Annotated in this window: 20 protein-coding genes; 8 read left to right on the top strand and 12 right to left on the bottom strand. The window is 53.7% G+C overall.

Annotated features, from left to right (window positions below):
- The first annotated feature begins 172 nt into the window (after positions 1 to 172).
- Complete coding sequence (locus tag ABYA77_RS02815; protein WP_372964426.1) at positions 173 to 1495, top strand: YihY/virulence factor BrkB family protein; 1323 nt, start codon at positions 173 to 175, stop codon at positions 1493 to 1495.
- A gap of 27 nt (positions 1496 to 1522) precedes the next feature.
- On the opposite strand, the gene ABYA77_RS02810 is transcribed toward ABYA77_RS02815, so the two are convergent.
- From ABYA77_RS02810 to ABYA77_RS02795, 4 genes are all read right to left on the bottom strand, one after another.
- A complete protein-coding gene (locus ABYA77_RS02810) occupies positions 1523 to 2560 on the bottom strand; it encodes an HDOD domain-containing protein (protein WP_372964425.1) in 1038 nt (345 codons plus the stop codon).
- Positions 2561 to 2645: 85 nt separating this feature from the next.
- Positions 2646 to 3875, bottom strand: coding sequence for a DUF445 domain-containing protein (locus ABYA77_RS02805; protein WP_372964424.1), 1230 nt, complete (start codon positions 3873 to 3875; stop codon positions 2646 to 2648).
- A 148-nt stretch (positions 3876 to 4023) separates the two neighbouring features.
- A complete protein-coding gene (locus ABYA77_RS02800; protein ID WP_372964423.1) occupies positions 4024 to 4758 on the bottom strand; it encodes a 16S rRNA (uracil(1498)-N(3))-methyltransferase in 735 nt (244 codons plus the stop codon).
- A gap of 14 nt (positions 4759 to 4772) precedes the next feature.
- Complete coding sequence (locus ABYA77_RS02795; protein WP_372964422.1) at positions 4773 to 6122, bottom strand: adenosylmethionine--8-amino-7-oxononanoate transaminase; 1350 nt, start codon at positions 6120 to 6122, stop codon at positions 4773 to 4775.
- Positions 6123 to 6315: 193 nt separating this feature from the next.
- Between ABYA77_RS02795 and ABYA77_RS02790 the strand changes: the two genes are divergently transcribed.
- Positions 6316 to 6804 (top strand): DUF2505 domain-containing protein, encoded by a 489-nt coding sequence (locus ABYA77_RS02790; protein ID WP_372964421.1) that lies wholly within the window; start codon positions 6316 to 6318, stop codon positions 6802 to 6804.
- A gap of 28 nt (positions 6805 to 6832) precedes the next feature.
- Here ABYA77_RS02790 and ovoA read toward each other — a convergent pair whose 3' ends face one another.
- From ovoA to ABYA77_RS02750, 8 genes are all read right to left on the bottom strand, one after another.
- The gene (ovoA, locus tag ABYA77_RS02785) at positions 6833 to 9004 is read right to left on the bottom strand and encodes a 5-histidylcysteine sulfoxide synthase (protein ID WP_372964420.1); all 2172 of its coding nucleotides are present in this window, start codon (positions 9002 to 9004) and stop codon (positions 6833 to 6835) included.
- A 198-nt stretch (positions 9005 to 9202) separates the two neighbouring features.
- On the bottom strand, positions 9203 to 9949 hold the full coding sequence (locus ABYA77_RS02780; protein WP_372964419.1) for an amino acid ABC transporter ATP-binding protein: 747 nt from the start codon (positions 9947 to 9949) through the stop codon (positions 9203 to 9205).
- Between the two features lie 13 nt (positions 9950 to 9962).
- The gene (locus ABYA77_RS02775; RefSeq protein ID WP_372964418.1) at positions 9963 to 10634 is read right to left on the bottom strand and encodes an amino acid ABC transporter permease; all 672 of its coding nucleotides are present in this window, start codon (positions 10632 to 10634) and stop codon (positions 9963 to 9965) included.
- 71 nt (positions 10635 to 10705) lie between these two features.
- Complete coding sequence (locus ABYA77_RS02770; RefSeq protein WP_372964417.1) at positions 10706 to 11461, bottom strand: transporter substrate-binding domain-containing protein; 756 nt, start codon at positions 11459 to 11461, stop codon at positions 10706 to 10708.
- Positions 11462 to 11676: 215 nt separating this feature from the next.
- A complete protein-coding gene (gene metF / locus ABYA77_RS02765) occupies positions 11677 to 12546 on the bottom strand; it encodes a methylenetetrahydrofolate reductase [NAD(P)H] (RefSeq protein ID WP_372964416.1) in 870 nt (289 codons plus the stop codon).
- Positions 12547 to 12558: 12 nt separating this feature from the next.
- Entirely contained in the window at positions 12559 to 13932 is a 1374-nt protein-coding gene (gene ahcY / locus ABYA77_RS02760) for an adenosylhomocysteinase (protein WP_372964415.1), read from the bottom strand.
- A gap of 60 nt (positions 13933 to 13992) precedes the next feature.
- Complete coding sequence (metK, locus tag ABYA77_RS02755) at positions 13993 to 15183, bottom strand: methionine adenosyltransferase (protein ID WP_372964414.1); 1191 nt, start codon at positions 15181 to 15183, stop codon at positions 13993 to 13995.
- A gap of 117 nt (positions 15184 to 15300) precedes the next feature.
- Positions 15301 to 16329 (bottom strand): metalloregulator ArsR/SmtB family transcription factor, encoded by a 1029-nt coding sequence (locus ABYA77_RS02750; protein WP_372964413.1) that lies wholly within the window; start codon positions 16327 to 16329, stop codon positions 15301 to 15303.
- Positions 16330 to 16510: 181 nt separating this feature from the next.
- Between ABYA77_RS02750 and tkt the strand changes: the two genes are divergently transcribed.
- The 6 genes from tkt (at position 16511) to ABYA77_RS02720 (ending at position 24018) form a co-directional block, all read left to right on the top strand.
- The gene (gene tkt / locus ABYA77_RS02745; RefSeq protein ID WP_372964412.1) at positions 16511 to 18511 is read left to right on the top strand and encodes a transketolase; all 2001 of its coding nucleotides are present in this window, start codon (positions 16511 to 16513) and stop codon (positions 18509 to 18511) included.
- Positions 18511 to 19539 (top strand): type I glyceraldehyde-3-phosphate dehydrogenase, encoded by a 1029-nt coding sequence (locus ABYA77_RS02740; RefSeq protein WP_372964411.1) that lies wholly within the window; start codon positions 18511 to 18513, stop codon positions 19537 to 19539. Before tkt ends, ABYA77_RS02740 begins: the two co-directional genes overlap by 1 nt.
- 38 nt (positions 19540 to 19577) lie before the next feature.
- Entirely contained in the window at positions 19578 to 20738 is a 1161-nt protein-coding gene (locus ABYA77_RS02735; RefSeq protein WP_372964410.1) for a phosphoglycerate kinase, read from the top strand.
- A gap of 48 nt (positions 20739 to 20786) precedes the next feature.
- Positions 20787 to 21851, top strand: coding sequence for a class II fructose-bisphosphate aldolase (gene fba, locus ABYA77_RS02730; protein WP_372964409.1), 1065 nt, complete (start codon positions 20787 to 20789; stop codon positions 21849 to 21851).
- 134 nt (positions 21852 to 21985) lie between these two features.
- Entirely contained in the window at positions 21986 to 23035 is a 1050-nt protein-coding gene (gene dctP, locus ABYA77_RS02725) for a TRAP transporter substrate-binding protein DctP (protein WP_372964408.1), read from the top strand.
- Positions 23032 to 24018 carry a diguanylate cyclase gene (locus ABYA77_RS02720; RefSeq protein ID WP_372964407.1) on the top strand — a complete coding sequence of 329 codons (987 nt, stop codon included), beginning with the start codon at positions 23032 to 23034 and terminating at the stop codon, positions 24016 to 24018. The genes dctP and ABYA77_RS02720 overlap by 4 nt, the downstream gene beginning before the upstream one ends.
- Positions 24019 to 24855 lie beyond the last annotated feature (837 nt).

The raw sequence follows: 24855 nt of genomic DNA, 5'->3' as shown, positions 1-24855 counted from the left end.
AGAGACCGCTTTTTTACGCGAATTTGGTTATAAGTGAAAGGAACTAAATTCGATATGGATATAATATATTCGTAGAAAGGGCCGTTTTCAGGTGTGCAAAATGCGCAGTATCTGGTTGTTTACTGCCATCTGCCTGATAAGCTGTAGAAAAGACTGTTAATTAGGAAGGTACGTGGCGTCTATCCAATTGAAAGAGCGGCTTCAGGCCGCAGAAGACTGGATTCTTTCCAACCCCAATCCCCCGCAAAAGTGGCCCTGGACGTGGCTCTACAAGACCGGCCGTTCGGTTTATGCGTTGGTTCGGGATCTGATCAGTGGTCAGCTGACCCTGCATGCGATGAGCCTGGTGTATACCACGCTGCTGAGTATTGTGCCGTTACTGGCATTGAGCTTCTCGGTACTGAAGGCTCTGGGCGTGCACCAGAAAATGGAACCGTTCCTGTTCCAGTTTTTCGAGCCAATGGGCCCGCAAGGCATAGAGATTGCAGAGCAGATTCTCGGGTTCGTCGATAACATCAAGGTTGGGGTGTTAGGGTCCGTCGGGTTGGCCATGCTGGTGTATACGGTTGTTTCGCTGGTCCAGAAAATCGAACGTTCTTTCAATATGATTTGGCGGGTGCCAGAGATGCGCTCCATGGCTCAGCGCTTCAGTAATTATCTGAGCGTAATCATGGTTGGGCCGCTCTTGATGGTTTCTGCTGTAGGCGCGACAGCGACTCTGCTCTCATCAGAGGTTGTACAGAGCGTGATGTCGATTGAGCCCTTTGGCTCACTGATAGTGCTGGTCAGTCGCCTTACGCCCTTCCTTCTGGTGGTGGCTGCGTTTACCTTCGTCTACATCTTTATCCCGAATACCCGGGTGAAGTTTCGCTATGCTTTCATTGCAGGCCTGGTTGCCGGTATTTCATGGCAGGCAGCGGGTATGCTGTTTGCGTCATTTGTAGCGGGTTCTGCCAAGTATGCGGCTATCTACTCCGGCTTCGCAGTGGGAATCATCTTGCTGATCTGGATCTATATGAACTGGATGATTTTATTGCTGGGTGCGAGTTTGTCTTACTACATGCAGAACCCCGGATCTGTGGCCAAGAAACGGAATGTACAGATGGCCCCGGAGCTTCAGGAGCGTGTCGGCCTGGCTGTCATGTGGATGGTGGCTCAGCCATTTAGTCGAGGCGAGCCAGCACCGCAGCAAGAGTCACTGGAGCACGAGTTGCGAGTGCCCGGCGAAGTTACCCGTAAGGTCAGCGATAAGCTGATCCGTGCCGGTATACTCAGTCTGGCAGGGCGAAATGGCGACCAGCTGGTGCCAGGGCGAGCTCTGGACCTGATTACTGTGGGCAGTGTCTTGCAGACTGTGCGCAGGGATGAAGACCGGGTGGTTGACCGGCTACCGGCCAGTGCGCTGCCTGCACATTTGATGAGCTCAGCAACAGATCGAGAAGAGGTGAGTTTTGCTGAGTTACTGCGCAATGAAGATGGTAATGGGCCGGTCTGACGGCTCAGTTTCTTCTCTTTGCCGCGGCTATTTGGCGGCTTTGCTTTCCTTGAGCATGGCCAGAACGGCCGTTCTGACAAGACCAAGCTGCTCCGAAGAAAGGTGAGTAATCTGAAGCAGATCTTCTTCTGCCAGGTTTCGCTGGCGGGCATTGCGCAACACTTCCCGAGTACCTATTAGCAAACCATCAGTTAATGCCCAGTGCGATTGTTTTGGCGCTGGGCGTTCTGCGGCCAGCAACCAGGCATGGTATTTCGGGGGCAGGTTCCAGACATTGGCAAGTAGTTGGCAGGCTGCCCACTGATATCTGGCTAAAGCGACTCGAAGCAATGCGGCCTCGGGTTCATTGTCTATGCCTTGTGCTCTGAAAATACTCGCTATTTCCCGGCGGATGGTGATGTAAGCCAGTGATGGCAGCAAACCCACCATAAAGTGAGCACTGGTGTCGTCATTGTTGAACTTTGCAATCATCTCCGCTGACCGGGCGCAAGTCAGGCCCCAGCGCCATGCCCGTTGTGCAAACAGTGCTTCCGTGCTGTTTCTTGCAGCCATCATGGGGCGCATAACGGCAGCGGCTATAACATTCCTGATGCCATTCAGACCCAGCACGAAGACGGCTTGATCAACCGACTCGATAAGGTAGTCGCCTGGTCTGAATTGCGGGCTGTTAGCAACCTGCAACAACTGGTCCGTCAGGGATGGGTCACTGAGAATAATGTCAGTCAGTTGCTTGCGGTCGGTACTATCTCCGGACAGCGCCCGCATCAGCATAGGCAGGGTGCCGGGCTTTCTGGGCAGCTCTTCCATGGCGTTGGTGCTTAGCCGTCTTTCCAGCTCTGCCAGAATCTTTTCATAGCCAGGCGTTACTTTACGAAGTTGAGCGGGCTGTGAGTCCAGTAGCCAGCAAAACAAATGGTATTCTAACCGTGGAGGTGTGTCTGTTGTCGTGGGTGAGGAATCCGGTTGTTCACTTGGGGCCCGGTTGAATAGCCGGGTTTCCGCAGCAGCTTGAGCAGGTTGCTGCGGAGAGAATAAACCTGCAATCCAGGAGAAAAAACCTGGCATTCACTGCCTCCGGGTTGATATGTATCCAATGGTTAACCAAGCCAGTATAGAGGTGTGGAGCTTCTGTGCACAGTGTAAGAAGTATTTAGAGTAGCGTTTCACCGAATACGAAGATCAATTGACTGATACCTGCCACCATACCCAGAAAGGCACCGACCATGATCAGTTTGATTTCGTCTTCCTGAAAGCAGGGGCGCAGCAGATCCTGAAATTGTTCAGAGGAGAGTGCAACCATCCTCTCAACCATAATGGACTCAACCGCCCGTGCGCGGTCTTGCTCGAACATGGGGTTGTTGAAGGAGCTTTGGGAAATACTGATGGCTTTTTCACCCACCTGGTTTTTCAGGGTAGCGAATCCGGCGGGGCCGAATGCCATCTGGGTGAGCGCCTTCCCCATGCCGGCTGTTTCGTCGACCAGCGGTTTGATGTGTTTTTTTACCATGTTACGGGCCCGGTCGCCTTTGGGGCCTTCGAGAATGGCGGTAATGATGTTGCCAACGGTAAGGATTTCATGAGTGACGATGTGGCAGAAGGATGCTGCAACGGCCGGTTGGCGTTTCAGGAACAGCCCCTGGATGCGGAATGGGCCGACTTTGTGTTCGTGCAGAGGCCGGAAGATGACGTTCAGGGCAATCCAGTTAGTGGCCCAGCCCACCAGTAAACCGAAGACCGGCAGTACCCATGGCGCAGGGTACAAGTACCATACGCCCATTTGAATGAGTCCGAACAGGAAGCCAAAGTAGAGCCCGGAGTTGATGATAAAACGGAATTCTACGTCGCCGCACTCCAGGAATATGCGGTTCAGGAGTTGTTTGTCTTTGGCCAGCCGGTCTATCACCATGCCTTTGATATCAAGCAGGTCTTCGATGTTATCGGAAACGTCTTGTACGAGGTTGTCGACCAGTTGAGGCGTGGCTTTTCGTACCCGCTCATAGACCATTCTTCGGGCGGAGGCTGGCAGGTTTTCCCAGAACGTGGGGTGTTCTTTGAGCATGAGCTCGTCTACGTACTCTTCTATACGTGGGTCGACGGTGTGAATGATGTGGGCGCCGAGGACTTTCGGGTCTATGTGTTCGAAGATTTCCTGGACGGTGCCGATTTTTGAGATGGTGGCGTCAACGCTGATGGCGGCCATTTTCCGGGCTTTGGAGGGGATAATGCCTTGCCAGCCGAGCAAGGGTGGTTTGCCGACGAATTCCAGTGGGTAGAAGGTCATTTTGATGGCAAGCCAGTTGGTGCTCCAGCCAATCAGGGCGGCGATAACGGGGATGCTTAGGTATTGCCAAAATTCTGGATTGTTCAGGAGACTGGTCATCCGGTACTCGCTAGTTGTTCTGGTTTTTGTTCTGGAAGTGGTACTTCGGAACGTGTGCCCGCACTCACAAAATTGTCAGACAATGATAATGTTGAGCCTTGCTTTCTGTGTCAATGACTTGGGTGACGCCAAATCAGTCATAAGTGTGTTATCCGCCAATATCCCCCCACAACCACTGGCACAGAGCCACGGCTGCAACCGGTGCAGTTTCAGTGCGCAGAACACGGGGGCCGAGGGCCACCGGCAGGAAACCGTTCTGTTCTGCTTGAGCTATTTCGTCGGTAGTCAGGCCGCCTTCAGGGCCGATCATCAGGGCGATGCTGGCGGGTTTGGTTAAGGTGTTCAGAGATTGTTCAGTCCGGTGGTGCAGAACCAGTCGTAAATCACAGCTTTGGCTGTGTACCAGCCACTCCTGTACGGTCATAACCGGCAGGATCTCTGGTACTTTCGCCCGACCGCATTGTTCAGCGGCGCTGATGGCGACTTGTTGCCAGTGGCGCCGACGTTTTTCTTCCCGGTCACCTTTGAGTTTTACATCGCTACGCTGCGTGCTGAGGGGAACGATGGTGGTAACGCCCATTTCCACCGCTTTTTGTACCGCGTAGTCCATGCGGTCGCCTTTGGAGAGGGTTTGTCCAAGAGTGATGCTGAGGGGGGACTCGGTCGGTTTTTTTTCAGCACTTTGGATGTCAACCGTGACGTTTTTTTTGCCCGCCTGGGTAATGGTGGCGCTGTAGTCGTGGCCGTCGTTATTGAATAGCCGCAGCTCTTGTCCTGGTTGCATGCGCAGTACCCGGCCTACGTGGTTGGCAGCGTTTTCATCGAGTTCACACTGGCTGCCGACTTGTAACGGGCTGTCGGTAAAGATTCTGGGTATGCGCATGTGATGTCTTTTCCTCAGTCTTTGGCGGCAATGGCGATGCCTTCGGTGGCAACCTGAGCCAGGTGGCGGATCTGGTCTTCAGTGATCACGTAAGGCGGCATGAAGTAGATAACGTTCCCCAGCGGACGCAGCAGGGCCTGGCGGCTGAGGGAATGTTGGTAGACTTTCAGGCCTCGGCGTTCCTGCCAGGGAAACGGGGTTTTAGAGTTTTTGTCTTTGACCATTTCGATGGCCAGTGTCATGCCATGCTGGCGGATATCACCCACGTTGGGGTGGTCGGCCAGGTGAGCGACGGAATCGGCCATGCAATGAGACAATTGGCGGTTGTTTTCGATGACATTTTCGTCTCGGAAAATGTCCAGTGTGGCCAGTGCCACGGCGCAGCCAATGGGGTTGCCAGTGTAGCTGTGGCTGTGCAGAAAGGCCCGCATGGTTTCATAGTCGTCATAGAATGCGTTATAGACGTTGTCGGTGGTGAGTACTACAGACAACGGCAAGTAGCCAGCGGTGAGCCCTTTAGACAGGCACATGAAGTCTGGCGTGATGCCTGCTTGCTCGCAGGCAAACAGGGTGCCGGTGCGCCCGAAACCTACGGCAATCTCGTCGGCAATCAGATGTACGCCATAACGGGTACAGGCTTCCCGTAATTTGGTGTGGTAAACCGGGTGGTGCATGCGCATGCCGCCGGCGCACTGGATCAGGGGTTCCACTACCACCGCACAGATTTCATCATGCTTTTCGGCCAGCAATTGTTCCATGGCCTGGAACTGGCGCAGGGCGTAGTCTTCGTCGGTTTCGCCCGGTTCTTTGTTGTAGGCATCGGGGGAGGGGGCGGTCAGTACTTCCATCAACAGTGGTTGGTAAGTGTCTTTATACAGAGCGACATCGCCCAGCGCCAAGGCTCCGAGTGTTTCACCGTGGTAACTGTTGCTCAGGTTTACGAAGTTCTTTTTGCTTGGCCGACCCTGGTTTTTCCAGTAGTGATAGCTCATTTTCAGGGCGGCTTCGATAGCGGATGAACCGTTATCGGCGTAGAAGCATTTGTTCAGGCCTTCGGGGGTCAGTTTGATCAGGCGTTCTGACAGGTTGACCACTGGCTCATGGGTGAATCCAGCCAGAATAACGTGCTCCAGCTGGCCGATCTGTTCCTGGATGGCGTTGTTAATGCGTGGATTTGCGTGGCCGAAAAGGTTGACCCACCAAGAGCTGACGGCATCGATATAGCGGTTACCTTCCATATCTTCCAGCCATACGCCTTCACCGCGCTTGATGGGGATCAGCGGTAGTGTTTCGTGATCTTTCATCTGGGTGCATGGGTGCCAGACGGATTTCAGATCCCGAGCGACCAGGTCGGCATTACGCATGATTATCTCCTGTCTGCCCAAGTGGGTCAGTTTGAGTTAGGAATGCACATGATACTTCCCGCAAAGCCGCCTTAACAGCGCTGAAATGTGAACCAATCGCTCTGGCTTGCATGCCTTGGCCAATTGCCGTCACGGCCAATGTTGCCTGGGCTTTGTGTGGCAACAATAAGCAGTAACACACAATGGAGGTTTTATGGAGCTAACGCTGGAGCATCCTTACAATGCGGGGATTGATCATGTGATCAATCATTTCTTTTCTGAGCACCATATTCTTAAGAAAAACGAAAAACTGGGTGCCCGTAATGTAAACATTGCCGAAATTCATAAAGACGATACAGCCGGAAAGCTGGTTGTCGAACGTGAAATGATGGCCTCTGCAGACGTGCCGGGTATGCTGGCGAGTTTTCATCGTGAGTGGAACCAGATCCGACAGGAAGAACATTGGTTCCGAAAAGACGATGGCGAGTGGCACTGCGAGTTTCGGGTAAAAATTGAAGGCGTTCCTGCAAAAATTAAAGGAAATATGCGTTTGCAGGGTAACGGTGACCGGTGCATCAATTATGTGAATTTATTGGTGTTGTGTGATGTCCCTTTCCTGGGTAAAAAAATCGCCCGTTTTCTGGTTGAAGACTCCCGTACCAAGATTGACCAGGAACATAACGCCATTACATCCCTGTTGTAATGGCGTTATGAGCGGCAGCCTTTCGGGCTCAGTCTGATGAGCGGGGTTGCCGTTCCCAGATAGTCACTTCCGACAGAGTATGCTGGAATTTGTGCTGGGTTTCCCGGATTACGAACGGCACTTTTTCCGGCGTTTTCACCAGTCGGAAGTGTCGGCCAAGAATGTCCTTCAGGCCGTCCAGTGTCGTGTAGTTTTCACCATCTTTTTTGAAGCCCCCGATCCATTCTTCTTTTGGTGTGTGTTCCTCCATCCAGGTATAGGGCGAGGCAATGATCAGAATGCCGCCGTCATTTATGCGCTCGTGGATGCTGTTCAGGAAAAGTTTTGGTTTATAGAGCCTGTCGATCAGGTTCGCGGCCAGGACCAGATCGTACCCGGTGAACTGGGGCTTGAGATTGCAGGCATCGCCTTGATAGAAAGACACTTTGTCTGCGGTGTCTTCCAGCCCCGATTCCTTCAGGGAGCGGGTGTGATAGCTGACCAGATCGCCTTCTTCCGTCAGCGCGTAGCGAACGGAGCCTTGCTCCGCCATCTCCACGCCCAGGCGAATAAAGTTTGCTGAGAAGTCTACGCCTTCCACTTCATCAAAATGCCTCGCCAGTTCAAAGCTGGAACGGCCACAGGCGCACCCCAGATCCAGCGCTTTGCCGGCCGGCTTGCCAGCCATAGATGCCAGCGCCCGTTCAGCCAAAGCTTTCGGAAAGTTCTCTACACCGTACCAGGTGTCGCCGAAGTGGAATTCAGCGTATTCGGCCAGTAACCGGTCGCTCTCATAGTAAGCATTGGGCTGCACGGCCTCGGACTCTGACGCAACATAGCGGAAGCCCGCATGTTGGAAAAAATGACGCCTGAACGCATAACGGGCAGACAGGCGTGTTTCATTGCCGCAGGAAACCCAGGAGCCGCCCTTGATCAGGTTGTGCTGACCATCAAAGGTGGGGGTGGTGAAATCATCGTACAAGGGGTGAACCTTGAAATTGTTGAATGGATAAATGGGCGTTTCGGTCCACTGCCAGACGTTACCCACCACATCAAACCAGTCACCGTGGCGGAAGCGGCTGACCGGGCAAGACGACGCACCGTGATCCAGGTGCAGGTTGGCGTTGGCTTTCTGGTGACCGACTTCTTCTATGCCTGCGGCAGAACAGAGCCGATACCACTCGTCTTCTGTGGGCATGCGAATAGGTTGGCCGGATTGCTCCTTCTTCCATTCGCAGAAAGCCTTAGCCTCAAGGTAATTCACCTCAACCGGCCAGTCCCAGGGCATTTCAACTTCTTCTGTCATCAGACGCAGGTGCCAGCCGTTATGCCAGCGCCAGAAGGTTGGGTGTTTGGCATTTGCAAATTTCCGCCAGGACAGGCCCTCGTCGCTCCAGTAGCAATCTTTTTCATAACCGCCTGCTTCGACAAATTCCAGAAATTCCTGATTGCTGACCAGATACTGGCTGGCTTTGAATTCCTTTACTCTGGCCTGGTGTTGGCCGTATTCATTGTCCCATCCGTAGTAGGCATCATCGTAGGGTTTTCCCAGACTGACGGTCCCTTCAGGTACAGTGATCAGCTCATTTGCTGGCGCATCCCCGGTCTCACGAATCGGAGCCCACTCCGGCTGAGGCTGAACCTTTGTCAGATCATGCTGGCGGATGAGTACTGACGATGTTTCGAGATGAATGCGCTCGTGCTCAATGCCCATCATGATGGGCCACCACGGGCTTTCCCAGTTAACAGGCAGATTCAGGGGCAGTGTTTCGATCAGCCTGAGTACCTGGGCGCGTACTTTGGCGCGGTAGTCCATGACATCCGGCACGCTGGGCCAGTCGTAGTGGTCGTCGTTCAGGTCGTCCCAGCTCATTTCGTCCACGCCCACGGCAAAAGTGGATTCCATGTGCGGGTCAACGCGCTCGGACAAGAGTTTGGCTAATATCAGTTTGTTGACGAAAAATGTCGCGGTATGGCCGAGATAAAAAATCAGGGGATGCCTCAGCGGAATAGATTTCTGATAATACCCGGAGTCATCGGCCAGACAATTAAAAAGCCGCGTGTAGGTGTCAAAGGTGTTGGCGAAGTAGAGCGCAATTTCTTCGCGTTTTTGCTCTGGATCTCCGCTGTCCAGCCTTGGCGTTCGGAGCAGTGTTAAAGGACTTTGCAACGATTCGGGTGGGTGGCTGGACGAATGATTGTCTTGGGTTGGCAATGTCATGGTCGAACACGTCCTCTTCGTGTGAATGCTTTCAGTTTATCTCACTGAACCCCGGTGGCCCGACTTTTTCAGAAAGTGAGTGCCGGGACTGACCAGAGACAAGCATGAGGTGAGCGTGTTCCCCGGCCTCGATAAATCCACCAGGATTACCGAAGCCGAGGCGCTGAAACGCGGCAGGCAAGGCGCAATGCCTGTTTTCTAGTGAGACAATACCCGGGACAAAAACGCCTGAGTGCGTTCGTTCTGGGGGTTATCGAACACATCGGCCGGTTTGCCTTCTTCCACAATTTGCCCTTCATGAATGTAGATCACCCGGTCGGCCACTTCCCGGGCGAAGCCCATTTCGTGGGTAACCACCATCATGGTCATGCCTTCTTTGGCCAGCTCCCGCATGACGTCCAGTACCTCACCGATCATTTCCGGGTCCAGGGCTGAGGTGGGCTCATCGAACAGCATCAGCCTGGGTTCCATGGCCAGGGCGCGGGCGATGGCTACCCGCTGTTGCTGGCCGCCAGACAACTGGTTGGGGTATTTGTCGGCCTGATCGCCAATGCCTACACGCTCCAGCAGTCTTTCAGCTGTTGCATTCGCCACCACTTCCGGTGTGTTTTTTACTTTCATGGGGGCCAACATGATGTTCTTTCTCACCGTGAGGTGAGGGAACAGATTGAAAGACTGGAACACCATGCCCACTTCTTTACGGATTTCTGAGAGCGTTTTCTGGTTGCCACCTTTGGGAGCCAGTATATGGCTATCCACTTTCAAGGTGCCGGATTCATATTCTTCCAGGCCGTTTACACAGCGAATCAGAGTGGACTTGCCAGAGCCACTGGCACCGATGATCACCACCACTTCGCCTTGTTCTACAGACAAATCAATATCTTTAAGGACATGCAGCTTACCGTAATACTTGTTCATGCCCTTCATGTTTACAATCTGAGTCATAGTTCGGGTTCCTTCAGATCGATGCAATGCCACGGCGTTCGAGCAGCCGCAGAATCAGGGACAAGGACAAGGTAATCGCCAGATACATAAGAGCCACCACAAAATACACCTCAAACGCGGTGAAGGTGTTGGCAATGTAAACCTGGCCCTGACGAACCAGTTCACCTACGCCGATAACCGAGAACAGGGAGGTATCTTTGATACTGACGATGGCCTGATTGCCTAGTGGCGGAATCATACGCCGGAAAGCCTGGGGCCAGATGATCGACCAGAACGTCTGAGTGCGAGACAAGCCCAAGGACAGGCCCGCTTCGCTTTGGCCTTTAGCAATGGATTGAACGCCGCCCCGGACGACTTCTGAAATGTAGGCGCCAGAGTTCAGTGCAATGGCGGCAATACCTGCTACCAGTGGGTCAATCGGGCCGCCGACCAGGTCGGGCAGGCCGTAGAAGATGAACAGTACCTGAACCAGAATAGGCGTACCGCGAAATATTTCGATGTAAGCGGTGGCCGGCCAGCGCAGAAACCATTTTTTGTTGATGCTGAGCAAACCAAACAGTATGCCCAGTGCAAAACCGATGGCAAGGCCACCGAATGAAATCATCAGAGTGTAGGGAATCCCCTTGGCGAGATAGGGGATGGCATTAATAGCTGCCTGCCAGTCAAACTGAAACTGGAATTCCACAGTGTGATTCTCCGTTGGGTTGGGAGGAACCGGTCAGGGTGTTGTACACCCTGACCGGAACGAGTGGAGGTTTATTTGTCTTCAGGCATTGGGCCAAACCATTTTTCATAAATGGTTTTGTAGGTGCCGTCTTCTTTGATTTCAGCCAGTGCTTTGTTGACCGGGCCAACCCACTTGCTGCCTTTCTTCAGCGCAATACCATACTGCTGACCTTCGTACAGCGGGCCAACAGCCATGACCTTGCCTTTGCCCTTAGTGCTGGCAAAGTAACCGACGTTCGGCGCATCGTAGAAGACTGCATCAATGGCGCGGGACATCAGAGCCATATACATGTCGGAGCTGCCCGGGTAAGGAGTTACGCCATCGTTTTTATCGAGAGCTTTCATCAGGTGGTCGTAGCTGGTGCTGCCAATTTTGGTGCCGATTTTTTTGCCTTCAAGGTCAGACAGTTCTTTAGTGTCGTCACCGACTCTCACCAGAATGCGCAGACCAGAGTCATAATACGGGTCGGAGAAATCGACGATCTGACCACGCTCTTCGGTGATGGTGATCCCGGCGATAGCGATATCCACGTTGCCGGTTTGCAGGGCGGGAATAATGCCGTTGAAATCCATGGTATTCAGGTCGTAGTCAAAGCCTGCGCGTTCGGCGACGGCTGCAATGACTTCCATATCAAAACCGATCATTTCGCCGGTTTCCTGATCCATCATTTCAAATGGAACGAAACTGGGGTCTGTGACCACCCGAAGGGTTTCCGCACTTACAGATGTAGCGGCAATGGATAGTGCAAGACCTGCGCCCAGTGTTTTCAGCCATTTGGTGTTCATGCTTTCTCCTAGCTCTTGTTATGGCTCCTTCTGCCCGATAAGACAGACCGCGATCACACAGGGTTTTGACTGTGCATCGTGGGGAGCAGTGATGGGAATGCATCAGATACACTCTAGACTAAAAAGCTAAGAGTTTCAGGTGATCAGGGCGTTTCGATGTGCTGGGGAGGGAAGGCCCCCTCTCCCTGAGCAGGAAAGGGGGAATTGGGGAAGAATCAGAAGGCAATCTTTTCCCGGTCAGTAATGCCCAGATTTTTCCAGATGGAAAGGCTGGGTTCAGTCTGGTTCAGCGTGTAGAAGTGCAGCCCCGGCGCGCCCGCCTGGAGCAGCTCTTCACACATACGAGTCACAACTTCTTCGCCGAATTTCCGGATGCTGACACTGTCATCGCCATAGGCTTCCAGCTGTTTGCGAATCCAGCGGGGGATTTCTGCACCGCACATATCGGAGAAACGCACCAGGCTGGAGAAGTTGACGATGGGCATAATGCCGGGTACCACCGGAATGGTAATGCCCATCTTTTCCAAGCGGTCAATGAAGTAGAAGTAGCTGTCCGCATTAAAGAAATACTGAGTGATGGCGCTGTTGGCGCCAGCCTGTACCTTGCGGGCAAAGTTCTTCAGGTCATCTTCCGCGCTGCGGGCCTGCGGGTGAAACTCGGGGTAAGCGGCCACTTCGAGGTTGAAATGATCACCACTGTGCTCCCTGATGAATGCCACCAGCTCGTTGGCGTAACGCAACTCACCGGAAGCTCCCATACCCGAGGGCAGGTCGCCGCGAAGTGCGACGATCCGGTTGATGCCGTTCTCTTTATACAGATCCAGCAGCTCGCTGATTTCTGCGCGGGTGCCACCCACGCAGGACAGGTGTGGTGCTGTGGAAATACCCTGCTTATGCAGGTTCAGCACGGTTTCAATCGTGCGGTCGCGGGTTGAGCCGCCTGCACCGAATGTGACCGAGAAAAAATCCGGGTTCACCTCGGCGAGCTGATCGCGTACAACCTGGAGTTTTTCTTTACCCGCATCTGTTTTTGGCGGGAAAAACTCAAAGCTGAAGCGACGTTTGAATTGCTTCTGGGATTCCATGATTCTGTCCGCTTAGTACCTGTAAGTTTCCGGCTTGTATGGGCCTTCTACCGGCACACCGATGTACTTGGCCTGATCCGGAGTCATTTTGGTGATTACGCCGCCGAAGCCTTCAACCATGGCGCGGGCCACTTCTTCGTCCAGTTGCTTGGGCAGAACCTGAACGTATACGCCTTTGGCCCGGGCGTCTTCTGGCAGGTCAGCAAACTTGCGCTCGAACAGGTGCATTTGAGCCAGCACCTGGTTAGCGAAGGAGCCGTCCATGATTCGTGACGGATGGCCAGTTGCATTGCCCAGGTTCACCAGACGGCCTTCAGACAGCAGAATAAGATGGTCATTAGTGGCTTTGTCGCGGTAAATCAGGTGTACCTGCGGTTTAACCTCGTCCCATTCCCAGTTTTTGCGCATGTAGGCGGTGTCGATTTCATTATCGAAGTGGCCGATGTTACAAACCACTGCGCCGCTCTTGATGGCTTTCAGCATGTTGGCATCACACACATTCACGTTACCGGTGGTGGTGACCAGCAGATCGGTGGTACCGAGCAGTTCAGTGTTAATGCCTTCGTCGGTGCCAGTGTTGACGCCGTTGATGTATGGAGAAACCACTTCAAAGCCGTCCATGCAGGCCTGCATGGCGCAGATTGGATCGGCTTCGCTTACTTTTACGATCATGCCTTCCTGGCGCAGAGACAGGGCAGAGCCTTTACCTACGTCGCCGTAGCCGATAACCAGCGCTTTTTTACCAGACAGCAAGTGGTCGGTGGCGCGCTTGATGGCGTCGTTCAGACTGTGGCGACAGCCGTACTTGTTGTCATTTTTAGACTTGGTAACCGAATCATTCACGTTGATGGCCGGAATTTTCAGGGTGCCATCACGCAGCATTTCCTGGAGACGGTGCACACCCGTGGTGGTTTCCTCGGTCACGCCGTGGCAGTTTGCGATGATCTGTGGGTACTCTTTGTGCAACAGTTCGGTCAGATCGCCACCGTCGTCCAGAACCATGTTGGGTTCCCAGCCGTCTACGTCTGCACCGACGGTTTTGTGCAGGCACCACTCGTATTCTTCGTCGGTTTCACCTTTCCATGCGAACACAGGAATACCCTGAGCCGCGATGGCGGCTGCGGCCTGATCCTGGGTGGAGAAGATGTTGCACGATGACCAGCGTACGTTTGCGCCCAGTTCAATCAGTGTTTCGATCAGTACGGCGGTCTGGATAGTCATGTGGATGCAGCCCATGATGTTGGCACCTTTCAGCGGCTGCTCTGCTTTGTACTTTTCGCGCAGCTTCATGAGGGCTGGCATTTCGCCTTCGGCGATTTTGATTTCCTTGCGGCCCCAGTCGGCGAGGGTGATGTCGCGGACTTTGTAGTCGTCGAAGTTGCTCATTGATATTCTCCGGTTAGTTCTGTTTTGGCACATGAGGATATTCATGCGCCAGGCAATTAATTAGATACCCGCGGCGTCTTTCAGTGCGGCAGCCCGGTCGGTTTTTTCCCACGGGAAGGCGGTGAAGGTTTTGCCGCCTGAGGTCATTTCGTATGGGTCACGGCCAAAGTGGCCATAGGCTGCCGTTGCACGGTACATCGGGTGCAGCAGGTCAAGCATGTTGGTGATCGCGTACGGGCGCAGGTCGAAGTGCGCGCGTACCAGATCAATGATTTTGTCATCGCTGATTTTGCCGGTACCAAAGGTATTCAGAGAGATGGAGGTTGGTTGTGCCACACCGATGGCGTAGGACACCTGAATCTCACATTTCTCAGCCAGGCCGGCAGCAACAATGTTTTTGGCAACGTAACGGCCCGCGTAGGCCGCAGAACGGTCAACCTTTGAGGGGTCTTTGCCGGAGAAGGCACCGCCACCATGGCGAGCCATGCCGCCGTAGGTGTCTACGATGATTTTACGGCCGGTCAGGCCGCAGTCGCCCACAGGGCCACCAATCACAAACTTGCCGGTTGGGTTGATGTGGAACTCAGTGTCTTTGTGCAGCAGTTCAGCAGGCAGAGTGTGCTTGACGATCAGTTCCATCACCGCTTCTTTCAGGTCAGCCTGACTGACTTCCGGGTCGTGCTGGGTAGACAGAACGACTGCGTCGATACCAACAACCTTGCCGTTTTCGTAGCGGCAGGTTACCTGGCTCTTGGCGTCCGGGCGCAGCCAGGGAAGAAGGCCACTTTTACGGGCTTCGGCCTGGCGCTGTACCAAACGGTGGGAGAATGTGATGGGGGCCGGCATCAGTACTTCGGTTTCGTTGCTGGCGTAGCCGAACATCAGGCCCTGGTCGCCCGCGCCCTGATCTTCTGGCTTCTGGCGGTCAACGCCCTGGGCGATATCGACAGACTGTTTACCAATGATGTTGATCACGCCGCAGGTATCGCCGTCGAAGCCTACGTCTGACGAGGTGTAGCCGATGTCTTTGATCACGCCACGAACCAGGTCTTCGAGGTCGACCCAGGCGTTGGTGGTGATTTCACCGCCAACAATGGCCACGCCGGTTTTTACCATGGTTTCACAGGCAACACGGGCGTGTGGGTCGTCGGTCAGAATGGCATCGAGTACCGCATCAGAGATCTGGTCAGCCAGTTTATCCGGATGGCCTTCAGAGACCGATTCGGAAGTAAAAATGTTGTAGTCAGACATACGTGTGCCCCTCTGTGAGCGTTTTCATGTTCGTACCGGCGTTGTCGGGAAGATTCGCCAGATGTTTGTTGTGTTTTAAGGGTGTAGGTATTTACACCTATTTGTATATCAAAGTTTTTAGATATTCCGTGACGCAAGTGCTTTTCGGGCAGATTTTGTCGTCTTCCAGAACTCTCGAACCTGTATCTGGAAGCCATTTCTCAGCCCGATAAACAGCTGCTCACCAGCGTTAAGGCCCGCATCGGCCGCCCAGGCCGTCAATTCTTCCGGCTCAAAGCCCAGCCAAAGGTCACCGCAGTTTGTTTTGGCCCAGTCCTGATCATGGCTGCACAGGTCGCTGACGATGAAGCATCCACCGCTGTTCATCAGCGCGGCGGCATCCAGAAATATGTCGGCTGGGCTGGGCACATGGTGTAGCACCATGTTGGCCACAATCAGGTCAAAAGCGTCGCCACTGGCCAGTACGGTGTCGGTTACCCCTTCGATGAGGTCCACGTTATTCAACCGTTCGTCAATACAGGTTCGGGTAGCTTTGGCGAGCATGTCTTTGCTGTTGTCCAGACCAACCACATGGTCAAAGAGTTCAGACAGCACCGGTAAAAAACCGCCTTCACCCGGGCCGATTTCCAGCACGCTGCGCCAGTTCTGCTGATTAACCCGCTTGCGGATCAGCTCGGCAGTGGGTTCTGCATACAAATCAAAGGCTGCGATCAGTTCTTGCTGCTCCCGGAACTGTTCCGAGTGGCGGGAGAAAAACGCCTGAGACTGTTCAGCTCTTTGTTCCCGGATGGCTTCAATCTTTTCTTCAAGCACCGAAGGCAAAGGAATGCGGTCGACTGTTTCAAAGATTTGCCGAATAGCCTGGTCGGCCAGTTTTACGCTATCCAGATGCAGCGGGCGGCGGTAAAAAATCGCATTGCCTTCCCGCTGGGGCTCCAGCAAACCGGCTTTGTGCATCACTTTCAGGTGATGACTCATGCCGGACTGGCGCATATCAAACAACTGGCTCAGCTCAAGTACGCCAAAGGTGTCCCTGCGCAGTACCCTCAGAATCTCCAGGCGCAGCGGATCACCGCTTGCTTTGAAGATCGGTGCCAGTACGTCTACGGAGGACGTTTCGGGTGTGTGAGCGTTGAGTGATGTCATGAGCAGCAAGTGTAAGGAGGTTCTTTTCCTCGATCAATAGCAATATCAAAATTTTTTGATATAGATTTAATGTTCTGTGAAATTTGCCCCCGCGTGCCCTAATCGGCGAAAATACGCGCCTTCTTTTTGAGCAGTTTTTGCAGCTTGAAGTCTTTTCCTGAAAAACACTGGAGAATTGTCAATGCCGTCTCGTAAAGATCTCGCCAACGCCATTCGCGCGCTGAGCATGGATGCGGTTCAAAAAGCCAAATCCGGCCACCCGGGAGCGCCCATGGGGATGGCGGATATCGCCGAGGTGCTGTGGAACGATTACCTGAGCCACAACCCAGCCAATCCGCAATGGGCCAATCGCGATCGTTTCGTTCTGTCTAACGGCCACGGCTCCATGCTGCAGTATTCGCTGCTGCACCTGAGCGGGTACGACGTTTCAATTGATGACATCAAAAACTTCCGTCAGCTGCACTCGAAAACTCCGGGGCATCCTGAATATGGTTACACCCCTGGCGTTGAAACCACCACGGGCCCGCTGGGGCAGGGTATTGCGAACGCCGTCGGTTTTGCGCTGGCAGAAAAAGCGCTGGCGGCTGAGTTCAACCGTCCAGGCCTGGAAATTGTTGATCATTACACCTACGCATTCCTGGGTGACGGCTGCCTGATGGAAGGCATCTCTCACGAAGTGGCGTCTTTGGCCGGTACTTTGGGCCTGGGCAAGCTGGTGTTTTTCTACGACGACAACGGCATTTCCATTGATGGCGAAGTAGAAGGCTGGTTCACCGACAATACTCCGCAGCGTTTTGAATCATACGGCTGGCAGGTTATCCCGAACGTTGACGGCCATGATGCGGACGCCATTCGTGCGGCCGTTGAAGCTGCGCGTGAAAACACCGGGCAGCCCACATTGATTTGCTGTAAAACCATCATCGGCTTCGGTTCTCCGAACAAGCAGGGTAAAGAAGATTGCCACGGTGCCCCGCTGGGTGATGACGAAATCGCTCTGACCCGTGAAGCGCTGGGCTGGAAGTATGGTCCGTTTGAAATTCCGTCTGAAATCTATGCTGCCTGGGATGGCAGAGAGAAAGGCGCAGCTGCGCAAGCCGCCTGGGATGAGACCTTCGCTGCGTATGAAAAAGCTGACCCGAGAATGGCCCGTGAATTCAAACGCCGCATGGCCGGTAAGCTGCCTGATGACTTCTCTGATAAAGCGCAGGAGTATATTCAGGAATGCCAGGATAAAGGTGTCACTATCGCCTCCCGTAAGGCTTCCCAGAATGCCTTGAATGCTTATGGCCCGCTGCTGCCGGAACTGCTGGGTGGCTCGGCTGATCTTGCCGGTTCCAACCTGACCCTCTGGTCAGGCTGTGAAAGTATCACTAAAGACGACGCCTCCGGTAACTACATCCATTACGGTGTTCGTGAGTTCGGCATGGCGGCTATTATGAACGGCATTGCCCTGCACGGTGGTTTTGTTCCTTACGGCGCTACCTTCCTGATCTTCATGGAATACTGCCGTAACGCAGTGCGCATGGCGGCCCTGATGAAGCAGCGCTCAATCTTTGTATTTACCCACGACTCTATCGGGCTGGGTGAAGACGGCCCAACGCACCAGCCTGTTGAACAACTGGCCAGCCTGCGTACCACACCGAACATGAGCACCTGGCGCCCTGCTGACTCGGTGGAATCTGCGGTAGCCTGGAAGTATGCGCTGGAACGCAGCGACGGCCCAACCGCCATGGTGTTCTCCCGTCAGAACCTGCCACACCAGCAACGTGACGCCGAGCAACTGGCCAACGTTGCCAGGGGAGGATACGTATTGTCTGGCGGAGAAGGTACTCCGGACCTGATCCTGATTGCGACCGGCTCTGAAGTTGGCCTGGCTCAGGACGTTGCGGATAAACTGCGTGAACAGGGTAAAACGGTACGTGTAGTCTCTATGCCGTCTACCGATGTATTCGATGCACAAAGCGCCGAATACAAACAACAGGTACTGCCGCTGGAAGTCACCAATCGTATTGCTATCGAAGCCAGCATTGCTGACTACTGGTACAAGTACGTTGGCCTGGATGGCCGGATAGTCGGCATGACCACCTTTGGTGAGTCTGCGCCGGCGGGTGAACTGTTCAAAGAGTTCGGTTTCACCGTCGACAATATTCTGGAAGTGGCTTCAGAACTGCTGGACGCCTGATGACCAACTCAAAGCCTTTTCGGATTGCCATCAACGGGTACGGCCGCATTGGCCAGTGCGTGTTGCGGGCATTGTATGAGAACGGCTTGCGCGACCACCTGCAGGTGGTCGCGATTAATGAGTTGTCGGATATAGAAACCATTGCCCACCTGACCAAATACGATTCCACCCACGGGCGGTTTCACGGAGAGGTGGCGGTGGAAGGCAATAACCTGGTGGTTAACGGAGACTGGATTCGCATACTGCGTCATCCAGACCCGGAAGACTTGCCCTGGGGATTGCTGGATGTGGACCTGGTGCTGGAATGCTCCGGCGCCTATTCCGACCGCGCAACGGCGGAAAAGCACATAGCTTCGGGCGCCAGGCGCCTGCTATTTTCCCAGCCAGCCGAAGCCGATGTAGACAGAACCGTGGTATTTGGCATTAACGACTACACTTTGAGCCAGGACGATGTCATCGTGGCTGCGGGCTCGTGTACCACCAACTGTTTGGTACCGGTTATCAAAGTGCTGGACGACGCTTTCGGAGTGGAGCAGGGCAGTACCACCACAATCCACGCCGCAATGAATGATCAGCCTGTTATTGATGCATACCACCACCAGGATTTACGCCGCACCCGAAGTGCTTTGCATAACATAGTGCCGGTAGATACTGGTTTGGCGCGTGGCATTGAGCGTTTGTTGCCGCATATGGAAGGCCGGTTCAGTTCCGTTGCGATGCGGGTACCCACGCTGAACGTATCGGCGATCGACATGGTTGTTAACGTGCGTACAACCACCGAGGTAACGGCGGTAAACCAGCTTCTGAAAAACGCCGCCCAAGGGCCGCTCAAAGGCATACTGGGCTACACCGACGAACTGCTGGCCAGCTCCGATTTTAACCACGATACCCATTCCGGTGTGGTGGATGGCGGCCAGACCAGAGTGACCGGCGGCACCATGGTAAAAGTGCTGTGCTGGTTTGATAACGAATGGGGCTTCGCCAGCCGGATGCTGAACGTTAGCCTGGCGTGGCTAACCAAAGCCTAGACATTAAACGATTGAATCCATAACTACGGACCTTGATTATGGCCATCAAAAAAATGACTGACCTGAACCTCGCCGGCAAGCGGGTTCTGATTCGTGAAGACCTGAACGTACCGGTAAAAGACGGCAAGGTATCCAGCGACGCCCGCATTCGCGCCTCTCTGCCCACCATCAAAGCAGCGAAAGACGCCGGTGCCAAGGTTATGCTGATGTCCCATCTGGGTCGCCCTGAAGAAGGCGTGTACGACGAAGCCGCGTCCATGAAGCCGGTGGCTGAGCATCTTTCCAGCCTGCTGGGTCAGGAAGTTCGTCTGATTAAAGATTACCTCGGCGGCGTTGATGTGGCCGATGGCGAAGTGGTTCTGTTTGAAAACGTTCGCTTCAACAAAGGCGAAAAGAAAGACAGCGAAGAACTGGCCCGGCAATATGCAGCGCTGTGCGACATCTATGTGATGGACGCCTTCGGCACAGCACACCGCGCTCAGGCATCTACCCACGGCGTAGCACGTTTTGCCCCGGAAGCCTGTGCAGGCCCGCTGCTGGCGGCCGAACTGGACGCCCTTGGCAAAGCCCTGGATAACCCGGCCAAGCCGGTTGTTGCGATCGTTGGCGGCTCCAAGGTTTCTACCAAACTGGACGTACTCAATGCCCTGGAAAAAGTGTGTGACCAGATCATCGTAGGCGGCGGCATTGCCAATACCTTCCTGGCGGCCGCTGGCCACCCGGTTGGTAAATCCCTGTGTGAACACGACCTGATCGACACAGCTAAAGACATTGCCAGCCGAGTAGAAATCCCACTGCCGGTTGATGTTGTGGTTGCCAGCGAGTTCGCCGAAACCGCGACCGCGACAACCAAGCAAATTGATGAAGTCAGTGCCGACGACATGATTCTGGACGTAGGCCCGGAAACCGCAGGCCAGTTCGCTGAACTGCTTAAAAACGCGAAAACCATCCTATGGAACGGTCCTGTAGGCGTGTTTGAGTTCGACCAGTTCGGAAATGGCACCAAAGCACTCGCCGAAGCCATTGCCCAAAGCGATGCCTTCTCTCTGGCTGGCGGCGGAGACACTGTGGCGGCCGTTGACAAATACGGCATAGCTGACAAGATTTCGTACATCTCTACCGGAGGTGGCGCCTTCCTCGAATTCGTGGAAGGTAAAGTGCTGCCCGCCGTGGCCGCACTGGAAGAGCGCGGCGCGTAAACATTCAGACCAGATTTCAAACTACTGTGTAACCAAGGAGACAACCAAATGGCCCTGATTTCGATGCGGCAAATGCTGGACCACGCCGCCGAGCATGGTTACGGTGTGCCAGCCTTTAACGTAAACAACCTGGAACAGATGCGCGCCATCATGGAAGCCGCCGACAAAACCGACTCTCCGGTTATTGTTCAGGCCTCTGCCGGTGCCCGTAAATACGCCGGTGCTCCCTTCCTGCGCCACATGATTCTGGCCGCTATTGAAGAATGGCCGCATATCCCGGTGGTTATGCACCAGGATCACGGCACCAGCCCTGCGGTTTGCCAGCGTTCCATTCAGCTTGGCTTCAGTTCCGTAATGATGGACGGCTCACTGGGTGAAGACGGCAAAACCCCCACAAGCTACGAATACAACGTAGACGTAACCCGCCGCACCGTAGACATGGCGCATGCCTGTGGCGTTTCCGTAGAAGGCGAGCTGGGTTGCCTTGGCTCTCTCGAAACCGGCCAGGCCGGTGAAGAAGACGGCATCGGTGCTGAAGGCACCCTGGATCACGATCAGATGCTGACTGATCCGGAAGAAGCCGCCGACTTCGTGAAGAAAACCCATGTAGACGCACTGGCCATTGCCATCGGCACCAGTCACGGCGCCTACAAGTTCACCCGTCCGCCAACGGGCGATATCCTGGCCATCGACCAGATTAAAGCCATCCACGCCCGCATCCCAGACACCCATCTGGTCATGCACGGCTCCAGCTCCGTACCCCAGGAATGGCTGAAGGTCATCAACGAATTCGGTGGTGAAATTCCGGAAACCTACGGTGTGCCGGTGGAAGAAATCGTGGAAGGCATCAAACACGGCGTGCGCAAGGTCAACATTGACACCGACCTGCGCCTGGCAAGCACCGGCGCTGTGCGCCGCTTCCTGGCCCAGAATCCGGCCGAGTTTGACCCGCGCAAATTCCTCAAGGCCACCATGGTAGCGATGACCGATATCTGTATCGCCCGCTACGAAGCCTTCGGCTGTGCCGGCCAGGCCAGCAAGATCAAACCGATCAACCTTGAACAAATGTTCGAGCGCTACGAGTCTGGTGAGCTGGATCCGAAAGTTAAGTAAGACTGCCGTACAACAGCCCTGGGCGCCTTGCCCGGGGCTGTGATATTCCCTCCGAGCTTCATTCCTTCATATTCTGTACGCCTGGTTGGCTGCAAGCAGGATTCGTCAGCGCACACTTTGAGGAAATTGATCATATGTGGGGTCGAGTTCTAATAGCGATCATTTTGATTGGCGGGTTTTCCATTGCCTGGAAAATATATGACCGTATTCCGGTTCAGGTTGTTGGTCAGCAGCATGCATCAGGTGCAGTTTACATCGAGGAACAAGCGTTTTTTGAGAGCCTTGCTGCAACGACCGGCCTGCCGCTTGAAATTAGCTATACGCCAGTTGATGCCCTTGGGGTCAAGGATACTCACCAGCTAATCATGCTAAGAGATGGTGCGCTTGACCTTGTTTCTCTGCGATTTTTGCAGAATGCCTGGGCTGAACCTGCACTGCTCGGCGTGGACCTGTTTGGCGGAACTGTTGATGTTGAGATCGCCTATGCGGTGATGCAAGCCTATTCTCCGGCACTCGACCGGCGGCTGCAGGACAGCTTTAATGTGAAGTTACTGGGTATGTGGCCGTTTGGCCCTCAGGTGTTTTTCTGCAGAGCACCGGTTGAGTCCCTACAGGATTTCAAGGGGCTGCGGGTGCGAGTGGGTAATGAAACTTTTTCGCCTCTCATAGAATACTTTGGCGCGACCCCTGTCATTATGCCGTTTGAAAACGTTCGAACGGGCTTGCAAAACGGCCTGGTCGATTGTGCTATCAGTAGTGCTGCCTCGGCTAATGCGGCCGGTTGGCCTGAGTACTCCACCCACTTTTTCCGGCTTCCTACACAGATGGGGATCAATGGCTATGTCATTAATCTGGATCTCTGGAATCGCTTGTCGAGTCATCAACAGGCGAGTCTGAGGCAAGCCTTTGAAACCTATGTGGGCTCCATATGGGCATCTGTTGAGCGGCTTCATACACAGTTTTCAGCGTGCAACACGGGGCAGCCTTGTCGTGAGGGTTCGCCTTATAACCTGGTTGATGTTGAACCGGGTGAGCAGGACTATCAGTTGCTGCGTCAGGCCTTTAATGAGGCCGTTTTTCCAGGATGGGCCGAGCGTTGTGATCAGCTCTACCCTGGTTGCTCCGACGAATGGCGTGAACTGGTAGAACCTGTCCTCATAAGAAAATCAGGAGCTAATCAGTGAGAGAGTTGGTTCAAACCCCCTGGTTACAAAGGGCAAGACTGCCGCTCAGCATGGTCGGTGTTCTGAGCGCACTGATACTTGCACTGAATTTCAGCATGGATCTTCTGTCTTTGCTCGACATACAGTGGGAACACCAGCTTTTAATGTTGGGACTGCTGATTTGCCTTGCGGCCTGGGCATTAGCAGAGGTGATGGTGTTGCACCTTCAGCGAAGCCCGGGCGAGCCGCTTCTTAATCCACTAAAAACGTTGCTAATAATCCAGCTTGCTGTCCAGTGTGTGCGATTAGGATTATTCCTGATGGGAAGCTCGATCACAGTCGACAGGACATACGGAATCAGGGTTGTAGATCTTGGTCTGGTCTTCGTGTTTTTGCCTGTTTATCTGGCGGTGTTTCTATTGGTCGGTCGCGCCCTGATCTCGAACTATGTTGCTGAAATAAAGTTTGCATACCGGAAGTTGCAGAAGTCCAGTCAGGCGTTGACGAAGCTGGCAACCACGGACCCTCTTACAGGAGCGTTTAACCGACGACATTTTGAAGAGAGAGTCGAAGCGGAAGCTGCGCGAACACTGCGCCATGGAACGCCTCTTTCATTGATAATCTTCGATATTGATTACTTCAAGAAGATCAATGACCGCTTTGGTCACCACGGTGGGGATGAGGTTTTAGTCCGACTCACTGAGTTGACCCTTCAAAATCTGAGGTCCAGTGATGTTCTGGCTCGTTGGGGAGGGGAAGAGTTCATCATCTTACTACCTCAGTGCGATGCCGAAGAAGCGCAAAAAGTTGCTGAAAAGCTGCGCCGTTCGATTGCTGGACAGGTTTTTGGTCGGGTCGGGAAGATTACCTGCAGTTTTGGTGTTGCGGAAGTTTCGCGCGGTGACCTTCTGGACAGCTGGGTTAACAGAGCAGACCAGGCCCTCTATCGGGCTAAGAACAGTGGCCGTAATACAGTTTGTGTTGCTGATCTACACCTGAGGTAAAGTGGTTTCAGGGCGCTGCTGATGATTCAGAAATCGAAAAATTTTTATTAAACGTAAGAGATAGAATATGAAAAAAATAATAGGGTTGGCTTTGTTTTTATGTTTTGCGCCTCAGGCGTTTTCGGATGAGTTGGCGGCTACTTGCGCAGCACTGGAAATGCAGTTGTCGAAGCTTGATTCTGAGAGCAGGGCTATGCTGAAAGAGCAAATGGCTTCAATTGTTGATATGTGTGCGAAAGAGGATACAGACTCGTATAAAAAATCTATGACGACTGGAACGCTTTACTGTAAGTCTGGTGATCTATGTGCAAAATACGATTTCGAATACCCCTCTGACAGAAAGCTATACGAACCATCATGCGCACAGGTGGCAAGCTGCCCATCAAATTACAGCGACAAGTGTTCCTTAAGTAACGATAAAGTACGTAACGGGAAAGGAACCGTAGACTGGACTATATATGCGTACAACGGATTGGTCCGAGATACAGCTAAGAACCTAAAGTGTAATTAAGATGTGGGTTTGTGCATGATGGCGTGGCCGTTTTAACTGTCAGATTTTACCTTACTTATTTTAGTTTGGCTTCGTCATTGTGCACAAAAGTTACTAATATAATATAGCTTATTCCGCGTTACTTCCATTTCGCAGTTTGCTAGCCCCTCCCCCGAAAGGCCAGTCACAATTCAGATACTAATGTTCGGTGCTTTGGCCGCCAGGCTGGCTTCGGTATCCTCGTGGCTGGCCTCCGGGGCAATACCAAGTGGAGCTGATCAGCGCTGAAGAAGGCCTGGATGTACTGGCCTCTCAGCCTTTTGAAGTGCTCGCCCCATAGCCTACAG

Source organism: Marinobacter sp. (assembly GCF_041595835.1).
Classification (GTDB): Bacteria; Pseudomonadota; Gammaproteobacteria; order Pseudomonadales; family Oleiphilaceae; genus Marinobacter.
This window is presented reverse-complemented; position numbering and strand designations above follow the sequence as displayed.